Here is a 21,501-nt window from a genome sequence, read left to right as displayed (position 1 = left end):
TAGGAAAGCTTTGAGTTAGAGGGTTACATTTTGCGTATCTGTTTTACCAATGGGTAAAATTGATTGCATGAAAATTTTCAAGTTCTTCTCCAGCCTAGCCCTGTTTATCTTTTTAGCCTGCAGTTGTAGCCAAATATTTTATGCAGATTTTGATAAGGATGTAATAGTAAGTGTTAGTAATACCAGCCCTTTGCGTATACCTGAGTATGGGCAGCAATGGTCAAGTATTCTTCATCCTAAAGATGGTTTTAATATAGTGACTAAAGCTACCTATATCGCTCAGAGGCTGGAATCAGATAACATTCCTAAAGAAAACAAACCTAACCTAGCACTTCAATAGTATCTTGCGTCCTTTATGTACTAGCATTTGAAAAATTAAACACTCCATACACTAGCTTTTATGAAAAAGCTTGAGCTTTATTACTTCTTTAGCCCTCCGAAAAGAACGCTAGCCTTGGCTTATGCCAGGCTTTTTTAATAAACCCATCTTTTATTCGTTATTTTAGCGGAAAATTTTGTTAGCCACAAGAACCCTGATTTTATAACGCATGAATTTGAAAAGACTTTTACTACTCGGATGTATGGCTATTCTGACTGCCTTTGCTTCTGTGCAGGCACAGGAAACTTCGCAGTCCACACCTCCATTCTTACAATATACCCATAGCCCCTGGGTAGACTCTGTATTTAACTCCCTTTCTCAGGAAGAACGTATCGCCCAGTTAATTGTCGCTGCTGCTTACTCCAACCGCGACGCTACCCATATGCAGGAGCTACAAACGCTCGTCAGAGAGCAGAAGATTGGCGGCTTTATTTTCTTCCAGGGTGGACCGGGAAGACAGGCCCGCATGATCAATAATTTACAGGCTGCTTCTGATGTGCCTTTGCTTATAGCGATGGACGCGGAATGGGGCATTGGTATGCGTCTGGACAGTACCATCAATTATCCCTTCCAGATGACTTTAGGAGCTATTCAGGATGATAACATGCTCTATCAAATGGGTAAAGATATTGCTCGCCAGTTTAAGCGCAGCGGTATGCATGTGAACTTTGCTCCGGTTGTGGATGTCAACAACAACCCCGGAAATCCAGTCATTAACTTTCGTTCCTTCGGGGAAGATAAGTATAATGTAGCTGACAAAGGAATTGCCTATATGAAAGGTATGCAGGATGAACATATCCTGACCACCGCCAAGCACTTTCCCGGTCATGGCGACACCGATACTGACTCTCATTATGCTTTGCCCCAGATCAACCACAGCCGGGAGAGACTGGACTCTTTGGAGCTTTATCCTTTCCGCAAAATTATTGAAAGTGGTGTAGGAGGCATCATGGTGGCTCACCTCAATATCCCTTCACTTGATCCTACGATAGGCTTGCCTTCTACCCTCTCCAAGCCTATCGTTACAGAGTTGCTTAAAGAGGAATTAGGCTTTGAAGGACTGATCGTGACGGATGCCATGAACATGAAAGGCGTAACCGCTGGTAACGAACAGGGCGTAGTAGATAAAGACGCTATCCTGGCCGGTAATGATGTTCTGGAATTTACCGAAAATGTACCTAAAGCCATTACTGAGATCAAAAAGGCCATTGATCAGGGACTGATTTCTCAGGAAGAAATTGACTTGCGCTGCCGCAAAATGCTGGCGGTCAAGCAGTGGGTAGGTTTGGATAATTATGAGCCGGTAGTGGTTGAGAATATTGCTACCGAAATGAATACGCCCACCAGCAAACTGCTCAATCGTAAGCTGATGGAAGCAGCACTCACCGTGCTGAGCAATAAAAATGAACTGATGCCTATCCAGCGGCTGGATACCCTAAAAATTGCTTCGGTATCTTTTGGCGCCAGCCGGGTTACGCCTTTTCAGAAGATGCTGAATAACTACACCAAGGTACGCAGTTTCATACTGGACGAAAAAGCCAGTAGCCAGCAGGTGAATGAGGTGAAAGCTAGTTTAAAAAATTATGACTTAGTTATTGCTGGCGTACATGATGACTCTAAATATCCTCGGAATAGCATCAAATTCTCCGCTCCTGTTATGCAATTGCTCAGTGATATGGCTAAGATGGATAATGCTATTGTTTCCGTATTCAAAAATCCTTATGTACTGGGCAAACTCAACAATATAGAGCAGGCTGATGGCCTCATCATAACTTATCAGGACAATACTGATGCACAAGAACTTGCCGCCCAGTTGATTTTTGGAGGCGTGAGTGCCAGCGGCCGTCTGCCCGTTAGTGTAGGTAATAAATTTGCATTAGGTGAGGGGATTGATGTTACCGGAAACATCCGCTTCAACTATACCCTACCCGAAGATGCGGGTATGAACTCGGAGGTTTTACAGGCAGGCATAGACTCATTGATGTGGGAGGCAATTAATATGAAAGCCATTCCCGGCGGACAAGTACTGGTAGCCAAAGAAAAGAAGGTGGTATTTTACAAAGCTTATGGTCTCCACTCCTACTTTGATACTATTCAAGTAGAGAAAACCGACCTATATGATCTGGCTTCTATTTCCAAAATATCTTCTGCCCTGCCAGCGATCATGAAGCTGCACGATGAAGGCAAATTTGATATAGATGCCAGCATTGATGATTACCTGCCCTATTTTAGAGGTTCTAACAAAGCGGAGGTCCCTTTTCGGGATATCCTGGCACATCAGGCACGCTTTAAATCCTGGATAGCCTACTGGGAAAATACGTTGCGGAATAATGGCAGCTATAGATGGTTTACTTTCAAAGAGGATTCCTCACGCCGCTTTCCTGTCAAAATCACCGATAACCTTTGGCTACACCGCAACTACAAGAAGAAAATCTTCAAGGCTATCAAGAAATCTCCGTTGGAAGAGGAGAAAAAGTATCTGTACTCAGGACTCTTATTTTACCTGCTCCCCACTATCGTAGAAGAACTGAGTGGTGAAGATTACCTCACTTATATCGACGAAAATTTTTATACCCCTCTTGGAGCTACTACCTTGACTTACAATCCTATGGAAGAATTTCCAAAAGAAAGTATAGTCCCTACTGAACATGATTTTCTTTTTCGTCATGAAGCCATACATGGCAGTGTACACGATGAGGGGGCTATCATGATGGGAGGTGTATCTGCCAATGCGGGCCTTTTCTCCAATGCCAACGATCTGGCCAAGCTGATGCAGATGTATATGGATAAAGGGGAATACGGAGGTAAGCGATATATCAGTGAAGAAACGCTTGAAGAATTTACCCGCTATCAGTTTCCGGAAAATGATAACCGGAGAGGCTTGGGCTTTGACAAACCCAACCTGGAATACAGAGGAGAAAACAATAATGTAGCAAAAGATGCCAGCCCCTCTAGTTTTGGCCACTCAGGCTTTACTGGTACTTTTACCTGGGCCGACCCTGAATCTAACCTGCTATACGTTTTTATGTCAAATCGTGTACATCCTACCCGTGAAAACACTCGTCTTTATCAGCTGAACACCCGCACCAACATTCAGCAGGTATTGTATGATGCTATGGAAAAGCCTCCCCTGAAATAGTCATGTAAGTTTTTTCTTATAATGAACACCTTTAGCCTCTTATGAGGCTTTTTTTATACTCTTTTGTTTTGCCTATATTAATAATAAACATTTAAGTATTAATAATTATACCATTTAGTGATACATATTTAAATAGTTAAAAAATATATATAAATATTTAATTAATTTATTTTTCCTATTATATTTGTGTAAGGTTTTTACATAAAACGAACATGAGCTATGATTTACCTATTCAAAAAGCCTAAGAGAAGCAATCTGAATTTGATAGCAGTAGATGCAATGCCTAAAGGCATTCATCACACCATTTCTTACGCTACATCTTATAATGATACCTGGACTCATATCCGGACAGAGCTAAGAAAAATGACATTATCTTCCGCTAGATAATTGAGCAATAGTAAAGGAGCTAGGATTTTACAAGATTTCTAGCCTGGGTTTATATAATGTTGGGGAAGGTAATGCAAAAGGAATATCAGTGCTTACACTTTCTTTTTGGTTACCTTCTCTTCCATCAGTTCTCGAGCATAGCTTTCTTCAACTTCTCATAGTTGAAAGCAATAAAAAAGCTCCGCCATTAACTAAATAGCGAAGCTTGTAAATAAGATATTAGTTGCCTTTAGGCTTCCTGCTCTACATTTTTAATGCGGAAATAATTGATTACACCTCCGGCCAGTATCACCTTCACCTGCCTGTCACTCAGCTGATAGGTTAGCTCTATTTCTTCGCCTTTTGTTTCATTCACCAGCTTGACATGCTCACCAGATTCCAGCGCTTTCCTTAAGCCCTCTAATTTCAGCACATCACCCTGCTCAATTTTATTGTAGTCTTCGTTGTTGACAAATTCCAGAGGAACAATACCAAAGTTGACAAGATTCTGCCAGCCGATACGGGCATAGCTTTTGGCAATGGCAGCCACCTGTCCCAGGTAACGAGGCGCTAAGGCAGCATGCTCCCGGCTGGAACCCTGAGCATAGTTTTCTCCTGCTACTACTATATGTCCTCCATATTCTTTCTGTGCTTCCTTGGCCCTATCGTAAAAAGTATCATCAATAATGGAAAACGACCATTTGCTGATCTCAGGAATGTTACTACGAAAGGGCAGTACCTCTGCTCCGGCTCTTAAAATCTCATCCGTACTGATGTTATCTTCCATCTTGAGCAGCACAGGTACTTGATACGCATTTTGCAACTCCTCAAAATCTGGTAGAGATTTTACATTGGGCCCTTTCTCCAGTTCTACTACATGACCGTTCTCAGAAGGCTCTACCAATAAATCAGTATTGATAATTTCTTTTTCGGCAGGCACATATTTCGGATACTTCATGTCATAGATTTTCTCCAGATCACGCGGATCAGTAATTTTTCCTGTCAGTGCTGAAGCTGCGGCGGTCTCAGGGCTACAGAGATACACCTGATCATCCATCGTACCGGAACGTCCCGGAAAATTTCTCGGCATCGTACGTAAGCTGATTTTACCTGTGGCAGGAGCCTGGCCCATACCGATACACCCCATACAACCTGCCTGATGGAAGCGAGCGCCAGCATGGATAAGATTTTTGAAAGCATCATTGGCGGAAAGGTTTTCAATCATCTGCCGCGAGGTAGGATTGACATCAAAAGAAACATCGGCATGCGTCGTCTTGCCTTTGACCATTTCGCTTACTACCCAGAAGTCACGGAAGCCCGGATTGGCTGATGATCCAATCACTACCTGGTGTACCGGTTTACCTTCCACTTCCCTTACTTCTACCACATTTCCCGGGCTGCTGGGGCAGGCAATCAGCGGAACCAGCTCATCCAATATAATTTCTTCATGTTCGTCATATTTCGCTCCCTCATCAGGTTTAAGCTCAGTCCAGACGTCTTCACGTTCCTGAGATTTCAGGAAGCGTTTCACTTCTTCATCCGAAGGAAAAACAGTGGTAGTAGCACCCAGTTCCGTACCCATATTGGCGATCACATGCCGATCCATAGCCCTTAGAGAATCCAGACCCGGACCATAGTATTCTACAATCATTCCCCGACAACCTTTCACATCATAGCGGCGGAGCATTTCCAGCACTACATCTTTGGCACTTACCCAATCGGGCAATTTTCCGGTTAACTTTACGCCCAAAACTTTAGGCATTTTAAAATAAAGTGGCTCGCCAGCAATAGCAAAGGCTACATCCAGGCCACCTGCTCCGAGAGCCAGCATGCCCAAAGCACCTCCTGCCGGTGTATGACTGTCGGAACCTACCATCGTTTTGCCGGGTACACCGAAACGCTCCATATGTACCGGATGGCTCACTCCATTACCAGGACGGCTGTACCATATACCGAATTTAGAGGCAGCAGACTTTAGAAATATATGGTCGTCAGCATTTTTAAAGTCAGTTTGCAGGAGATTGTGATCTACATATTGCACGGATACATCGGTTTGAGCACGATCTACACCCATAGATTCTAGTTCCAGCATTACCAGCGTACCAGTTGCATCCTGGGTCAGGGTCTGGTCTATCTTGATTCCAATTTCTTTTCCCGGCTTCATTTCGCCTTCTACCAGATGAGATTCAATCAGTTTTTGTGCTACATTAAGAGGGGAAGACATAATCTTTTGGTTTAAAAAATGGTAAAAATATAATTGCCTGAGTCGGCAAAAAAAGGAAGTATTATATGTATAGAAACAGCATCATCGCCCAACTGTTTTAATATATATGAGGGAGAATAATGTAGATAAGGCCAAGATTTAGGAGTTTTGCTCCCAGGTTATTAGCATTTTCTTATATTAAGTAAAGATTTCTACCTCTTAATTTTTTTATCTTTCGCTGCATGATACGATTATTTTCCAGAAGTAAAAGAACGATTAGTGGATATGAGCCTATCCTCCCCACCCGCAAGCACTGGCCGGTTGTACAGCTAAGCCGCCAGCAGGATAAGTTTATTGAGGAAGTCATTCAGAGCAGTATGGAACGTTTGCTGGAAGAAGCGCCTAAGCTGGAAGATCTGGTGGATGAGTTGGAAACGACATTGTATCGTGAGCGTTTGCGCATCCGGCAAAATCCCTGGGCGGTAGATCCTGAAGATGAAGAGGCCTTCTGGAAGAAAATAAAAAGTAAGCTGGTAGATATCTCCGCTCAGCATACCAACGGAAACAGCTTTCATAAAAAACAACTTGAACAGGCTAAAGAAATTCTCAGAGATATAGTCTCCCGTTATGCCCATGAAATCTCCAGTACTTTCAAGCCTTCATCTTACCGGCTGGCACGCAACATCGTTACCTTTGGCTTTGCCCGCTTGTTAAATGCCTCCCGTGTCAAAGGGTTCCGTTCGTTTTACAGCAATCAGTATTCTCTGCGAGATAAAATTAATATTGTAGGCGAAGTAGAATTGTTAAGAGAACTTGCCCAGAAGGGTACCATCATCATGGTGCCTACGCATTTCAGTAATCTGGACTCTATCCTCATTGGTTGGGTCATCCATGAGTTGGGACTTCCTCCTTTTATTTACGGAGCCGGGCTTAACCTCTTTAATATCAATATCTTCGCATATTTTATGAACAGCCTGGGCGCTTATAAAGTAGACCGAAGAAAGAAGAATAAGATTTATATTGAAACGCTCAAAGCCTACTCCCGGCAGGCTATCCGCTGGGGATGCCATAGTTTATTTTTTCCGGGAGGCACCCGCTCCCGATCGGGTAAGGTGGAAGATAAACTTAAGTTAGGCTTGCTGGGTACAGCCATGGAAGCGCAAAGGCTCAATTATGAGCAAAGCGAAAAAAATGGAGAAGAAGCAGAAAAAATATTTGTAGTCCCAGTAGTACTCAACTATCATTTTGTACTGGAAGCGCCCAGCCTTATCCGTGATCATTTGAGCATAGAAGGACAGGAGCGTTATTATATTGAGTCAGATGAATATTCTACCTCTTCTAAAATCATTAAATTCCTTTTCCAATTTTTTACGGAAGGCTCAGATATTTCGGTTAGTTTTGGCAAGCCCATGGACCTGATGGGTAATCTGGTAGATGAAGAAGGACGTAGCCTGGATAAACATGGCAGAATGATCAGTATGCGGGAGTACTTTTGCAGCGGAGGAAAAATTACACGGGATATTCAAAGAGAAAGTGAATATACCCGTATGCTGGGTGAAGCGATATTGAAGTCATATCATATCAACAACCGGGTATTTTCCAGCCATCTGGTTGCCTTTACCGCTTTTGAAATGATCAGGCAAAAATATCCTTACCTGGATTTGTATAATTTCTTAAGGGTTCCTGAAGAGGAACTGATCATTGCCTATGAAGATTTTCAAAAAACGTTTAGCAAACTTAGAGAAGAAATTTTTCGACTCCACAAGGCTGGTAAAGTAGACATAGCACCTCACCTCAAACAGGACGTTGATCTTGCCATCACACATGGCATAGACAATGTAGGATTGTACCATTCGCGAAGACCGCTACTCAAGAACAAAGAAGGAAATATCATTACCCACGATCTGAACACACTTTTTTATTATCATAACCGCATGGAAGGCTATGGGCTAGAGCAATTCTTTACGCAACCGCATTCCAAAAAGCAATTTATTGAAGAATGAGTAAGCAATATGTAGGTGTAGTAGGAGCAGGCAGCTTTGGAACAGTGATCGCTAATATACTGGCTGAAAATGTTCCGGTACTGTTATATGCCCGAAGAAATGAAGTAGTGGATGAAATGCATGCTATGAAACGAAGAGGAAATTATTCGCTGCATGAGAATGTGCATCCTACCAACGACCTTGAACAGCTAGCCAAAGAATGTCAGGTTATCTTTCCTATTGTGTCTTCTTCAGGATTTCGGGACTCTATCAGTGACCTTTCTCCTTATCTGAAGCCCTATCACATCCTGATTCATGGTACAAAAGGGCTGGATGTGGATCATGATGCTCCCAAACCCCTGACCCGAGAAAGTGTAAGGACAATGAGCGAAGTGATACAGGAGGAAAGTGTAGTGGTAAGAGTAGGCTGCCTGGCCGGACCAAACCTGGCTAAAGAATTGGCCGAAGGGCAGCCGGGAGCTACTGTAGTGGCCAGCCATTTTGATGAGGTCATTCAGATTGGTCAGCAACTCCTGCGCAATCCTCGCTTTCAGGTATATGGTAACAATGATCTGATTGGTATAGAATTGTGTGGTATTCTGAAAAATATCATTGCCATTGCCTCCGGAGCATTAAGCGGACTGGGTTTAGGAGAAAACTCTCGGGCCTTACTGATCAGCCGGGGCATGGTAGAAATGATCTACCTGGGCAAAGCTTTGGGGGGAAATATAGAAGCTTTTATCGGTCTGGCAGGTGTAGGCGATCTGGTCGCTACCTGTTTTAGTAAACATAGCCGTAATTATACAGTCGGCTATCGGCTGGCTCAGGGCGAAACGCTGACTGAGATTATGCAGACGATGGAAGAACTGGCCGAAGGTGTCAATACCACTAAGATTGTCAAGCAGCTAGCAGATTATTATGATGTAAGTGCTCCGATCACCCGTATGCTTTACAAAGTTCTTTTTGAAGACCTGCCGGTAGAAAAAGCCCTGGATAGCCTGATGAAAATACCTTTTACTGAAGATGTAGGCTTTCTGTAAACAAAAAAGTCCGGGCTATGAAAACCCGGACTGATTAGTAAGTCAATTAGTTATAGTCTTCTTACTGTTGGTACTGCTGCATATCTACCAGACGCACTTCTACTCTCCTGCTTTCTTCCGGACTGGATTTTTCGTTAGCAGTTGCACCATAACCTTTAGCTACGATCCTTCTTCTCACCACCCCCCTCTGATTGAAGAAATTTAGTACATCTATGGCTCTTTCGTTAGAAAGCTTGCGGTTGGTTTCTTCATCACCTTCAGGGGAAGCATAGCCTGATATTTCCACACCTAGTTCAGGGTGTTTTTTCAGTGCTTCCATTACAGTTACCAACTGCTGCTTGTCTTTTTCAGCTAATTTACTTTCTCCAACGCCAAAGTAAATTTTATATACATCAGCTAACAGTTTTTTGTCATAATTGGAAGTAACTTTTTCCTTATTCTTTTGTTTTACTGCTTCTTCTGTCACATAAAAAGTGGGTAGAGAATAAATTACTTCATTCCCTACTTTTTTAGCAATCAGATTATCTTCTCCGGTTTCATCGTAATAATACTCTACTCCGGCAGATTCTATTTTCTCATTCTTTACCGCATCAAAATTCACATCATCTATAGGATTTTGAGCATACATAAGGTCAAGAAGATAATTGTAAGCCGCTGTATCACTGGCTGCCATGATAGATTCCATCATATCATACAGGTCCAAACTATCATTTTGAACCAGCATAGCTTCATTCGCTTGACGTACTGTGGTTTTACTTTTTCCATTCACATCATAGAAAGCGTTTTTCACCGTCACTTCCTGCCCTACAATTACATCAAATTGCTTGATGGGTTTCAGATGAATCTCCTGATACAACTCATAGAAATATGTCTGGTTAGGAATATTCACATTGACAGTGTAGGGGAGATAACCTTCCGACTCAATGATCAGATCATAGTTACGACCGGGAGGTAAAATGATCAGATAATTGCCAGTGTTCTTATCTGGATTATACACATAATCAATCTTTTGATTGGCTTCTACATCAACTACTTTGATCTGAGTAGGAACAGCTTTAAGCTCTTCTCCGGCCAAAATTCTTCCTTTGATCAGCGTAAGTGGAATATTGGCTTCATTCTCAGGCATTTCAAAATAATAAATATCCTGACCACCTTTTCCACCTTTTCTCTCCGAAGAAAAGTAGCCCATTTTACCATTAGCTGTCAAGGTAAAGTAGTTGTCATTGGTGGGGGTGTTAATCGGATAGCCCAGATTCTCGGGCTCTCTCCATTTTCCACCGATAATATAACTCTTGAAGATATCGGTCCCTCCCATAGTATTGTGCCCATCGGAAGTAAAGAACAAAGTTTTACTATCCGGATGGATAAATGGAGCATCCTCATTGTAAATGGTATTGATTTCAGGGCCAAGATTCTCTGCTTTACCCCAGCTACCATCAGCCTGACGCTCGGATTTATAGATGTCCATGCCTCCCAAACCATCAGGTCTGTTACTGGCAAAATACAGCACTTTACCATCGGGAGTGATACTTGCAGTAGACTCCAAATAACGGGAATTCACACGGGTACCAATATCCACGGGAGAAGTCCAGCCTTTACCATCTTTAGAAATTGTATAAATGCTTCCGGTGTTATTTTCTCCTCCTACGAAGATCAGCATCTCCTGCCCATCTACGGAGATTCCGGCAGTACCTACATTATATTTAGTATTGATATTCAGCGCTTCTGGTGCAGACCACTTGCCTCCATTTTTATAAGAGGTATAGATTTTTTCTACCACTTTACCTCTTTCTTCGCGTACTCCGGTGTAGGCAAGCATGCTCTCATCAGCGGTAACAAGCGGATTATACTCTGTAAATGTGGAATTAACATCTTCAAAACTGTGTATAACGATGCCTTTATTTTCACTGATCAGGAATAAAGCATTTTTACATACTTCAAGCTGTCGGTTAACATCTTTAAGCTTTGCTTTGTCATTGGGATCAATTGACTTTTTATATTTCTCGTAGTGGGAGATAGCTTTATCAATCTGGATATCCCTATGATACATCTGCCCCAGATAAAAGTGAATCTCTTCCGGAATTTGGGTGCCACTTTTTCTACTCAATGCACTCTCCAGATAAGGCAATCCTTTGTACTGCTCATTAAGCTGTGGAGCATATGTATAGCAAACACCCAAACGATAATACACCATGGGCTCATTGACTCCATTGTCTACTGCCTGCTGGTACAGAGGGAGGGCAGCTTCATAGTTTTTAGCAAGCTCAAAAAATTTGTTAGCCCTATCTACCAACGCACCATCCGAACCCTGGGCCATTGCCAGACGGGAAAAGCACGTAATACTCCAAACGAATAACAATAAAACACCAATATTAGGGTGATTCCAGGCCTTTTTTCTACCTCCAGTTTGGTGTAGTGATCTGCCAAACTTAGCCTCATCTTTGCGGTAATACACTTCTTTCATGTGTAACGGTTAATGTTTATGACTGTAAATGTGCCCATTGAGGCACAGAAAACACTAACGAAAGCTAGAGATTTTACCTACCTACCTAAAACGGAAATAATACTAAACCTGTAATGTGTAAGTTTTACGGGCTAATCTTGCGCAAGCCGCACTGTGTTTTAGAGAATACTTATCAAGATTTTACAACTGACAAGCGTGTAATAGCCTTTAAACGAGCCAGCAAAGGAGGATGAGAGTAATGAAAAAATACATACCAGGGATGTGGTAGCAGATTACTCATATTGTTTACAGATAGCTTTTTAAGAGCAGTAGCTAATGCATTCCCCTCATAAGTGGTGGTGGCGTAGGCATCCGCTTCATATTCGTTTTTTCTGCTCCATACGTTCATCAGTAAGCCTGTAATGGTACTGATAGGAGAAAAAAGAATACCAAAAGCAATCAGATTTAGATGAATTGCCAATCCGCTGCCACCCAAAGCAATAGAGAGCTGTTCGTTAAAAATAAGCAGAGACAAGACGAAGAGTGTAAAACCAGTCAGCAGGACAGAAAACAACATGCCTGATATGATGTGCTTCTTCTTGTAATGGCCTACCTCATGAGCAATGACAGCTACCAGTTCTTCTATGCTATGATTTTCAATTAAAGTGTCATAAAGTACCACTTTTTTCTGCTTACCCATCCCGGAGAAGAAAGCATTGGATTTGGACGAACGTTTAGAGCCATCTATCACGTATACATTTTTGATGGGAAAATCCACTTTTCTACCATAAGCTTCTATTGCCTCTCTCAATTCTCCTTCTTCCAAAGGAGTCAGCTTATTGAACATCGGCACAAAAATGCTGGTGTAAAACATGTTGAGTAGTACCATCACTCCTGCAGCAATCGCCCAGAAATACCACCAGAAATCTTTTCCAATATTCATTACCAAATACAGAAACACTCCTGCCAGTAAGCCTCCTAATATTATGGTAAGCACATAGCCTTTAAGCTTATCCTGCCAGAAAGTTTTGAGATTCATTTTGTTGAAGCCAAATTTTTCTTCAATCACAAAAGTCCCATATAGCTGAAAAGGCAGATTAATAATGTCAGAGGCCAGAAATAAAATTCCGAAATAAGCCAAAGCCCTCCAAAGTGGATCTTCTACATAGGGTTGAAGCTGAATATCCAACCAACCAAAAAAGCCGGTTGCCAAAAGAACAACTGACATGATAAAGCTAAAGGAAGCAGTAAGCGTATGAAATCGGTCATTGGCCCGCTGATAGGCCAGGGATTGATGATATTTTTCTTCATCGTAAATTCCCTCCAGTTCTTTGGGCAGGGTATGTTTTTTATTTTTACGATTCAGTGCATTCAGTACTTGCTCCAATACAAAGTTGAGCGCTACTATTGCTATAATAAGGACGAGTAAAATAGAAGCTTCCATGTTTTGCTAACAAACATACAAGCTTAAAAATTTTCATGAAAAACAGAAAATTATACTTGAAACGTCTTCACTAATAATGGAACAGATTATTAGAACCGTGGACAAGGTAAGCTCATGATGCTTCTGGGTGGCTTGCTGGGATCTCGTAGAGAGAAGTGATAGACCAGAGAAATTTCATGGGCACCACCACTTTGAATACCTAAGCCTGATACGGTATAGTCAAAACTATAGCCAATGTTCAGATCGCCAACCATCAGCCCTACTAAAGCAATGATAGATTCATTATTAGGAAAATCTTCCAGTTGACTTACTGGTAAGCCTCTATACCATAACCCAAATACCACCGGCTCATAAGTCAGGTACATGCCTAAATCCAACTGATCAAAATTGCCCTGTCTTTTGTACTGAAAAGCTGGTGTCAGGCTTCTTTCAAGTCCTTTATCATTAAAGCCATACTTACGGAATCCGGCAGGAAGCAAAAAGCGATAGCCTCCATGAAAGGTACTTTTCATTTGCAGGCGACTTTCTTCCCCTACCAATGACTGATTAGGCGTATTGACATGGTGAGCAGCATACCCAAAATAAAAGTTTTCACTAAAAATAAGTCCTCCCAGTGTTAAGTCTACAAAAAACTTACTTGTACCGGTATTGAACTGCTCGGCAGTCACATCAGAAATAAGTCCGCTTTCATCCAGCTGATCTCCAAAAACCAAGCGATCAAAATTGATATCACGATTATAAAAGGCCACTTCTACGCCGGGGCGAAAGGTAAGTTCACGGGTAATTCTTAACTGATAAGCATATTGTAAGCCCAAATCAATAGATTGTAATCCAGCCAGGCCTTCACGGTCAGCATTTAGGATTACCCCTACTCCACTATTATAATCCTCAAAGAAATGGTCAAAATACAAGGAGGCCGTAGTAAAATTAGCCTGCAGAGAGGGCCACTGACTTCTAAAATTCAGCCCTACCCTACTTAACTCCGTAGAGCCGGCAAAAGCAGGGTTCATGTACAGAGGAGCCGCGTAAAATTGGGAAAATTGCGGATCCTGGGCATATATATTGCTGACGCTTATAAAAATAAAACTAACAGCAACGAGCAGCTTAGTAACAGTCTTTTGCATTCAAAACCTATTTGTTTACAGCATATCGCTTTTTCTAAAAGCGTTGGAAATTAACAATTATTGTGAGAAAAGCCTCAATTAATCTCCTAAACCCTTAGGGCCAAAGATAGTTTTTGCCTATACATGCTATTCAGGTGAAGCTCTGAATAAATTACAGGTATTGGAATTCAGTGTTTTTGACAAAAAAATGAGTTACAGTCATCAACCAACACAATAATACCTGAGCAGGATTAAAAATATATTTTTTTACTTGCTGTATTACAGATAATATTTTAATGCATCTAAAATGCTTACATGGCACATGAAACCCATAGTTTTTTCGTTATCATGCATACACGTATTTTCGCATATATATTAAGATAAGGCCAAATGTTGAACAGAACCTTCCTGATAAGAGTAAGTCTTTGCTGTTTTTTTTGCTGCATAAACTTGCTCTCACATAAAATTTATGCGCAGGGAAGAGCGGATAATAACTGGATTTTCGGTAGTAACGGAGGTATCCGCTTCAATTTCTCTAATGACTCACTGGCAACTGACCCTCAGGCTGCGGAAGCTCTGGGGCAGGGCAGCAGCGCTGTAGCAACTGACCCGCAGAGTGGGGAAATTCTTTTTTATACTGATGGTAGTGTAGCTTATGATGCTCAGGGCAATTCTTTCCCTATGGTGGGAGATGCCAATGGAGATCAGCAGGTGACAATTTCTCCTATCCCCGGAAGTCCCGGTGAATATTACATCTTCGTTAAAAATGCTGACGGCGATGTAGTATACTACTCTGTAACGGTGAGCACTGCCGGTCCCGGCTACCCTCAAATCACCAATTTCAACGGCCCCAGCCTGGCTAATGGTTTTACTGATGCCGAAGCGCTCACGCTCATTCCTAACCCTAGCGGTGACAGTTATTGGCTGGTATCTAAAATTGATGGAACTTCCACTTATCAGTATGCGGAAGTAACAGGTACCGGAATTGGCCCGGTTAATAATTATCAGGCAGGAGCTGCCGGTGCCTCTAATATTGGTACCAGTACCGGTTTGGATTTCAATGCCGCCACCAATCAGCTCGCTGTAGCCGGGCAGAATGGCTTTCATATTCTGAGCTTTGATCCCGCCAGCGGATCATTTGGCTATGTGAACAGTGGAAATATTCCCGCTTATGATGTAGCCTGGTCTGCTGATGGCAGTAACCTCTATATTTCAGATGGTGCGGGAGGTAATGTGTATCAATATACCGGAGGCACTCCTCCTATTCAGACCCTTACTCCAGCCCTGGGGCTGGGAGGAGCACCTGTCTACGGGGTACAGCGGGGGCCGGATGGTAGTGTGTACTTTCTTTATGAAGAAGGTGGCCAGTCTCTTCTGGGGAGCATCAACTTTGCAGACAGTGCATCCAGTTTACTGACTTATGAAACGGGACTATTGGACGGTGCCGACCTTGGGGGCAGACGTTTTTCCCAAACTTCGCCGGGTGCTACCCCTGATTATAACTTCGGAGTTACTCAGGCAGGGCAATGTGCCAACAACCCGGTACAGCTTATGCCCCAGTTTCCTGAGGGAACGCCTCAACCAGACAGTATCGTTTGGAATATTGATGGCCAGGGATTTAGCGGATTTTCTCCTGCGTATACACCTGAACAAGCCGGGTCTTATACTGCTACTGCTTACTGGCCTGATACATCGGTAGTCGTTTCAGGGGGAGTAAATGTACAACAATTTGATCTGCAGGTTCCCCTGGTGCAGGATACCACCATCTGTCCTGGTGAAACAGCTATCCTGAAAGCTGAACCAGAAAGTGGTGGACAAGGCGGCCAGGGTGGTGGTGGCGGAATCGGCGGCGGAGGTGGTATTGGTGGAGGCACCGGAGGAGGTGGCAATTACCAATATTACTGGAGTACTGGCGAAACTACTTCCGAAATTGAAGTTAACGAGGCTGGTGTCTATTGGGTACTGGTTTCTGATGGTTCCGGTTGTACTGCTTATGCCGAATCAAATGTCAAAGAATATCAGGTTGAAAACCAGACTTATAATGTATGGTATTTTGGCAATGGTGCAGGAATTGATTTCAACACACTCTATGATGATCCTGATAATCCAGACGACAATGGTGACGGACAAGACAATGATGGGCAAATCACCCCTGTTGGGGATGGTGCGCAGACCGCTCCTGAAGGTGTAGCCGCAGTATCCGATGGTAATGGAGATATACTTTTCTATACCGACGGGCAAACCGTTTTCTTCAAAGACCGTGCTACCGGAGATCATGTAGCCTTAACGGATCCTAATGGTCAGCCTGTACAAATCAGTCCTAGCAACGAATCTACCATGGTAGGTATGGTACAGGTACCTGGTGCAGATGGTGTTTTCTATGTTTTTACCGCTACTCCGGTAGAAAGCGGAGCCTATGAACTGCGCTACTCTATTGTAGATCTGAAACAAAGAGCAGTAGTTTCTGCCAACAATCTCCTCTTTGCCAAAAGTACCGAGCGTGTAGTGATTTATGGTGGTAATGGCAGCAGTGCTATGCTGGTAGCCCATGAGTACGGCAACAATACCTTCCGCTCCTATCCTATTACCGAACAGGGAATTGGCAATCCGGTGCTATCTTCGGTAGGCTCAGTACACGATTTGAGCGACCCTGAAGAAGCGCGTGGCTATATGAAGATTGGCGGCGACTCCAGCGGAACTGTACTGGCAGTAGCTTTACCTGATCGCGTTGAGCTTTTTAACATTGATCTGCAAACCGGCGAAATCACCGATCCGGTAGAAGTAGACTTTAGCGGACAGAACGCCCAACCTTACGGCATAGAGTTTTTTACGGACACTTTAGACAATACAGTGCTACTCGTCTCTACTGATAATGGATTATTTACTACTACGATTGACCGCCCGGTAACTGAAGGGTCTATTTCCATCACACGTGACCCTGACTTTTCGGGTAATTATGGCGCGATCCAGCGGGGGCCAGACGGTCAGCTTTATTTAGCACAAGAAGGCTCATCTACCCTCATTGCTGTAAGCGTTGATCCTAATACCGGCGATGTAAGTGAAGGAAACACTGTACAGTTGCCCAACGGGGCAACCAGCGGTTTAGGACTACCTGATAATATACAATCCGGAGGAAACTCCTTCCCCGAACCCAATATTACGGTAGATAATGCCTGCGTCGGTAATGACATCAACTTTTCTGCTCAGGGTAGAGATGATGTGATAGAAACTTATTCCTGGCGGATTCTGCTCAGCGATGGTACTGCCTTTGGATTACCCGATTCCTTGAGAACTGCTCAGAATTTCACCTTCGTAATAGATAGCCTGGGTACTTACACCGCGGAAGTGACACTTTCCAATCCTTGCGATGCGGATACCGTGATGACCCAAAACTTTGACGTAGGACAGGCGGCAGAAGTGACGTTGCCCGAAAGCATCAACCTATGTAATGGTGATGTAGAAGTTAGTGCTATTGACCCTAACACGCCTGATATCGCTAATTATACTTTTACCTGGGTGCAGGTGGGTGCCGCCGGTGGCGGTAATTTGCCTAATCAGAATACCGTGAGCCTTTCGGAAGGAGGCGATTATACGGTCACCGTAACCAATGCCGATGGCTGCGAAAGTGAAGGGACGATCTTTGTGGTAGATAACCGGCCGGAAATTAACCTGCCGGAAGACTTTACGCTTTGCCAGAACGAAACCCGCGAGCTGGATGTAGAAATTCCCAGCCCCGGTGATCCCGGCTATGAGTGGGTCATCCTGGATGCCAATGACCAGACCGTAGCCACCAGCAATGAGCCGGTAATAGAAGTCAGCGAACTTACACCTAACCCTGGCGTATTCCGCTATACCGTAACCGTTACTGATGACGCTCCTGAAGGCTGTTTTATCCAGGATACTGTAGTAGTAACCATTGAACAGGCTCCGGTAGTAACGGCTACTCCTCAGCCTACTTCTAATTGCGGTGTGAATGATGGTTCCATTACTTTAGACCTGAATGGGGCGGATCCTACCGGATTAACTTTTAGCTGGACTAATGCGAGTGGTGCAATAGTAAGTACCGCACAAAACCCAACTGGTTTAGCTGCTGGAACCTATACTGTGGCGGTTACCAATGCTCAGGGCTGTATTACCAATGCGAGTGCAGGAATAGAAGACCAAAATGCTGACTTTGATATTACAGATGTGAGTACTACCGATTCCGGCTGTAATGATGAAGAGGGTACAATAGAAGTTACACTTGATGATCAAGGTAATACATCTGTTTATCAAGCAACATGGACTCTTTCAGGTAACAATATCACACCAATATCGGGTGGCACTGACAGCAATACGTTTTTAATCACAGGCCTTGCTTCAGGAGATTATAATCTGGAAGTAAGAAGTGCCGCAGGATGTATACAAACAGAAACTGATATCAATGTACCGATCAACGAAGATTCAGTAGAATTTGAGTTTGTGGAAAGCCCGGTAAGTGTTTGCGGTACTCAGGCTCAGATTGAAGTAGACTACAATCCAGCTTCAGGGGAGACATGGCAATTCAGATGGTTCCGTCCTGATGGTACTGAGATTCCAGTATCTAATAACCAAAGCCCAATTCTTACTCTAAACAGTGGAGTGTTTGAGTCCGGTGTATATACTGCCAAAGTTACCAATCTGAATCAACCGGACCTCTGCCCTGGTACACAAGAGGTACAGGTTAACTTCGGTGATCCGTTTGATTTTGATATTGTAGAAGTTGCGCCTGACAACAGCTGTCAGACCGGAGAAAAGCAGTTAACTGTCAACTTTATACCTGAAGAGGCAGCCAATCGTGATCTCATCTACAACTGGACGCTCAATGGACAAAGTGTAGGCGCACTACGCACTATTACAGTCACCGAGAGTGGCAGCTATAACCTTAGCATCAGAGAACGTAATAATTCTGCATGTTTATTTAATGATGAGCTTCCGGTACAGGTAAGTCAGCCTATCGCCGTAAATATTCTCTATGGTAACGCCTGTGCTGATGGCTCTGCTATACCGCTTTTCGCTTCAGTGCGTACTGATGGTACCGACAGTCTTACATATCGTTGGTTCCGTCCGGATGGCACGCGTATACAGGCCAGCAACCCCAGCCCTACGGGAGCAGGTGACTCATTACTTGTACTTTCGGATATGCCTGAAGGTGAGTATAGGGTAGAAGTAGAAACTGCCGGAGGCTGTTTCGCTGAGGCCGTTGCCAGCATTACCCGTAACCCACTACCTGAAGCTGAGCTAGGTCCTACCCGTACCATCTGTCCACAGGATACTGACCCTGAAATTAATAGCGTATTGCTGGAAGTAGGCTTTGCACCTGAAATCTACTGGACTACTCCCAAAGGGGATTTTGTCAACACTACCAATGTGGTGGCCGATATAGGAGGTACTTATATCGTAGAGATGATTAATGAGTTTGGCTGCTCCATCATTGATTCGGTAGAAGTAGTTGAGGATTGCCGCCCCAGAATTGTGGCACCCAATGCCTTCCGTCCGAATGGAGTGAACAGTACTTTCTTCGTATATCCCAAGTATGTGTCTGCCGAAGATTTTGAAGTGAAGATTTACAACCGCTGGGGAGAACTCGTATTCCAGTCTGACAATCCTAACTTTGAATGGGATGGTACTTATAATGGAAAAGATGCTCCTCTGGGCACTTATCCCTATGTCATTCAATATAAATCCAGTACGGATGAAACGGGTGAAGTACTGGAGGAAAGAGGAGGTGTGACGATTATCAGATAAAGCAATTTTAACCCAAATTGCCCTGCCGCTTCAGGATGGTAAATCTCCCTGAAGCGGCTTTCTCTTTTTAAAGCGGAGTATCAGAACCAGAGACAAGTAGTAAAGAGCAAATCCCAGTAAGACAGAAACCAATCCCCAGGCTCCTAAAGCACCTAATACCGAATGCCATATCTGTAGCATATAGCCTACCGTATCCAGTTGTAGCTGTTCAACTATTTTGTTGGGTGCAAGGAGCAGTTTTTCAATGCCGAAAATCAACTCCCCTAGTCGGATAAAGGGGACAAAAAGTATAATTTGCAGGGGCATAACCGCATAAAGTACCGCAAGTGCTAAAGGAATATTGAGCCGCCACCAGGCCGCGATAGCTGCACAAACTGCGGTAACAAACCCAAATACAGGAATGATACCCAGCACTACCCCCAGGCTGATCGTTAAGGAAAGTTTTTTGGCTGACATTCCCTGCCGTAATAAACCCAAAATCATTTTTCCTACCCGGTTCTGCTTTAATTTTGTAATCATAATGCTTCTCCACTAATCGTATTTTGCAAATGTAAACAAGCTTTCTGATCTGTTTATCAAGTTGAAAGCTTATCATGACTGAGCTAAGCTGAAGGGCCTTAAATGGTTTGTGCGTTAAAACTTTGCCGCTTAGATTTGTTATTCATGTAAAACGTACATAATCTCAAATCCATCACTGAGCTTATACAAGTTTTTTATGACATTAATTATTCACTAAACATTCATCTTTAATCACTCATGATAAGTATACTTTCACCCTCCAAAACACAGGACTTTGCTGATGACAGTATAGACATTTCAAAAATTAATTATACCGAACCTTCTCTTCTCAAGGAGTCCAGTGTGTTGGTAAAAGAGCTTCGCAAAAAATCTGTGCAAGACATTGAAAAACTAATGTCGGTGAGTGAGAATATCGCTACGCTCAATCACGAACGTTTCCAGCATTTCTCTACTCCTTTTTCTCCAGAAAATGCACGTCAGGCTCTCTTGGCTTTCAAAGGAGATGTGTACACCGGCATAGAAATACAGGAGTATAAAAAAGCTGACTTTAAATTTGCGCAGGAACATCTATGTATACTTTCCGGCCTTTACGGTCTGCTGCGTCCCCTTGACCTGATACAGCCTTACCGCCTGGAAATGAAAACCAAGCTAAGCAATCCTAAGGGAAAAGATTTATATCAGTTTTGGGGAAACAAGATAACCGAGCAGCTTAATGAACAATTGAAAAGTCAGAAGAAGAAAGTACTGGTTAACCTGGCTTCTAATGAATATTTTAAGGCCATCAAGCCTGCCGAACTGGATGCTGAGATCATTACGCCAGTGTTTAAAGAAAACAAAGATGGAAAATATAAAACCGTTGCCATTTTTGCTAAAAAAGCCAGAGGGAAGATGGCTAACTTTATCATACAGCAGCGCATTGATTCACCGGAAAAGCTCAAAACTTTTGCCGAGGCAGGTTATGAGTATAGCGAAAATCTTTCATCCGAAAAGGAGTGGGTGTTTGTCCGTTAAATATTAACTTGACCGGCAGAACGGCTTTTTGTTCCTCAAACCGTTCTGCTTATTATTTTTTCTAAATACTTTTCCCTACTTTTTCGTTATTAATAATATCATCCAA

At 43.1% G+C, this 21,501-nt stretch carries 11 protein-coding genes; 6 read left to right on the top strand and 5 right to left on the bottom strand.

The window, feature by feature from the left end; translation table 11 throughout:
• Positions 1-67: 67 nt before the first annotated feature.
• Together WJR50_RS02830 and WJR50_RS02825 are read left to right on the top strand one after the other, a co-directional pair.
• A complete protein-coding gene (locus WJR50_RS02830; protein WP_341291700.1) occupies positions 68-340 on the top strand; it encodes a hypothetical protein in 273 nt (90 codons plus the stop codon).
• Between the two features lie 208 nt (positions 341-548).
• Complete coding sequence (locus WJR50_RS02825; protein WP_341291699.1) at positions 549-3,518, top strand: serine hydrolase domain-containing protein; 2,970 nt, start codon at positions 549-551, stop codon at positions 3,516-3,518.
• Between the two features lie 616 nt (positions 3,519-4,134).
• On the opposite strand, the gene WJR50_RS02820 is transcribed toward WJR50_RS02825, so the two are convergent.
• Positions 4,135-6,108, bottom strand: a complete 1,974-nt coding sequence (locus WJR50_RS02820) for an aconitate hydratase (protein WP_341291698.1) — start codon at positions 6,106-6,108, stop codon at positions 4,135-4,137.
• 221 nt (positions 6,109-6,329) lie between these two features.
• Here WJR50_RS02820 and WJR50_RS02815 point away from each other — a divergent pair, with 221 nt between their 5' ends.
• A complete protein-coding gene (locus WJR50_RS02815) occupies positions 6,330-8,090 on the top strand; it encodes a 1-acyl-sn-glycerol-3-phosphate acyltransferase (RefSeq protein WP_341291697.1) in 1,761 nt (586 codons plus the stop codon).
• Positions 8,087-9,109 carry an NAD(P)H-dependent glycerol-3-phosphate dehydrogenase gene (locus tag WJR50_RS02810; protein WP_341291696.1) on the top strand — a complete coding sequence of 341 codons (1,023 nt, stop codon included), beginning with the start codon at positions 8,087-8,089 and terminating at the stop codon, positions 9,107-9,109. The genes WJR50_RS02815 and WJR50_RS02810 overlap by 4 nt, the downstream gene beginning before the upstream one ends.
• A 61-nt stretch (positions 9,110-9,170) precedes the next feature.
• On the opposite strand, the gene WJR50_RS02805 is transcribed toward WJR50_RS02810, so the two are convergent.
• From WJR50_RS02805 to WJR50_RS02795, 3 genes are all read right to left on the bottom strand, one after another.
• Positions 9,171-11,573 (bottom strand): OmpA family protein, encoded by a 2,403-nt coding sequence (locus WJR50_RS02805; protein ID WP_341291695.1) that lies wholly within the window; start codon positions 11,571-11,573, stop codon positions 9,171-9,173.
• Between the two features lie 172 nt (positions 11,574-11,745).
• Positions 11,746-12,996, bottom strand: coding sequence for a M48 family metallopeptidase (locus tag WJR50_RS02800; RefSeq protein ID WP_341291694.1), 1,251 nt, complete (start codon positions 12,994-12,996; stop codon positions 11,746-11,748).
• An 89-nt stretch (positions 12,997-13,085) separates the two neighbouring features.
• A complete protein-coding gene (locus WJR50_RS02795; protein ID WP_341291693.1) occupies positions 13,086-14,120 on the bottom strand; it encodes a PorP/SprF family type IX secretion system membrane protein in 1,035 nt (344 codons plus the stop codon).
• 429 nt (positions 14,121-14,549) lie between these two features.
• Here WJR50_RS02795 and WJR50_RS02790 point away from each other — a divergent pair, with 429 nt between their 5' ends.
• Positions 14,550-19,865: a T9SS type B sorting domain-containing protein gene (locus WJR50_RS02790; RefSeq protein ID WP_341291692.1), complete on the top strand. Its 5,316-nt coding sequence runs from the start codon at positions 14,550-14,552 to the stop codon at positions 19,863-19,865.
• A 30-nt stretch (positions 19,866-19,895) separates the two neighbouring features.
• On the opposite strand, the gene WJR50_RS02785 is transcribed toward WJR50_RS02790, so the two are convergent.
• The gene (locus WJR50_RS02785) at positions 19,896-20,384 is read right to left on the bottom strand and encodes a DUF2062 domain-containing protein (RefSeq protein WP_341291691.1); all 489 of its coding nucleotides are present in this window, start codon (positions 20,382-20,384) and stop codon (positions 19,896-19,898) included.
• Between the two features lie 237 nt (positions 20,385-20,621).
• Between WJR50_RS02785 and yaaA the strand changes: the two genes are divergently transcribed.
• Positions 20,622-21,395, top strand: a complete 774-nt coding sequence (yaaA, locus tag WJR50_RS02780) for a peroxide stress protein YaaA (protein ID WP_341291690.1) — start codon at positions 20,622-20,624, stop codon at positions 21,393-21,395.
• Positions 21,396-21,501 lie beyond the last annotated feature (106 nt).

The organism is Catalinimonas locisalis, assembly GCF_038039535.1.
Classification (GTDB): Bacteria; Bacteroidota; Bacteroidia; order Cytophagales; family Cyclobacteriaceae; genus Catalinimonas.
The sequence above is the reverse complement of the archived record's forward strand: the minus strand, read 5'-3'. Positions and strand labels throughout refer to the sequence as shown.

Excerpts from the sequence above, each read along its gene's own strand:
- WJR50_RS02795 (WP_341291693.1), bottom strand. The coding sequence starts at position 14,120 with ATGCAAAAGACTGTTACTAAGCTGCTCGTTGCTGTTAGTTTTATTTTT.
- WJR50_RS02820 (WP_341291698.1), bottom strand. The coding sequence starts at position 6,108 with ATGTCTTCCCCTCTTAATGTAGCACAAAAACTGATTGAATCTCATCTG.
- WJR50_RS02805 (WP_341291695.1), bottom strand. The coding sequence starts at position 11,573 with ATGAAAGAAGTGTATTACCGCAAAGATGAGGCTAAGTTTGGCAGATCA.
- WJR50_RS02830 (WP_341291700.1), top strand. The coding sequence starts at position 68 with ATGAAAATTTTCAAGTTCTTCTCCAGCCTAGCCCTGTTTATCTTTTTA.
- WJR50_RS02825 (WP_341291699.1), top strand. The coding sequence starts at position 549 with ATGAATTTGAAAAGACTTTTACTACTCGGATGTATGGCTATTCTGACT.
- WJR50_RS02785 (WP_341291691.1), bottom strand. The coding sequence starts at position 20,384 with ATGATTACAAAATTAAAGCAGAACCGGGTAGGAAAAATGATTTTGGGT.
- WJR50_RS02815 (WP_341291697.1), top strand. The coding sequence starts at position 6,330 with ATGATACGATTATTTTCCAGAAGTAAAAGAACGATTAGTGGATATGAG.
- WJR50_RS02800 (WP_341291694.1), bottom strand. The coding sequence starts at position 12,996 with ATGGAAGCTTCTATTTTACTCGTCCTTATTATAGCAATAGTAGCGCTC.
- WJR50_RS02810 (WP_341291696.1), top strand. The coding sequence starts at position 8,087 with ATGAGTAAGCAATATGTAGGTGTAGTAGGAGCAGGCAGCTTTGGAACA.
- yaaA (WP_341291690.1), top strand. The coding sequence starts at position 20,622 with ATGATAAGTATACTTTCACCCTCCAAAACACAGGACTTTGCTGATGAC.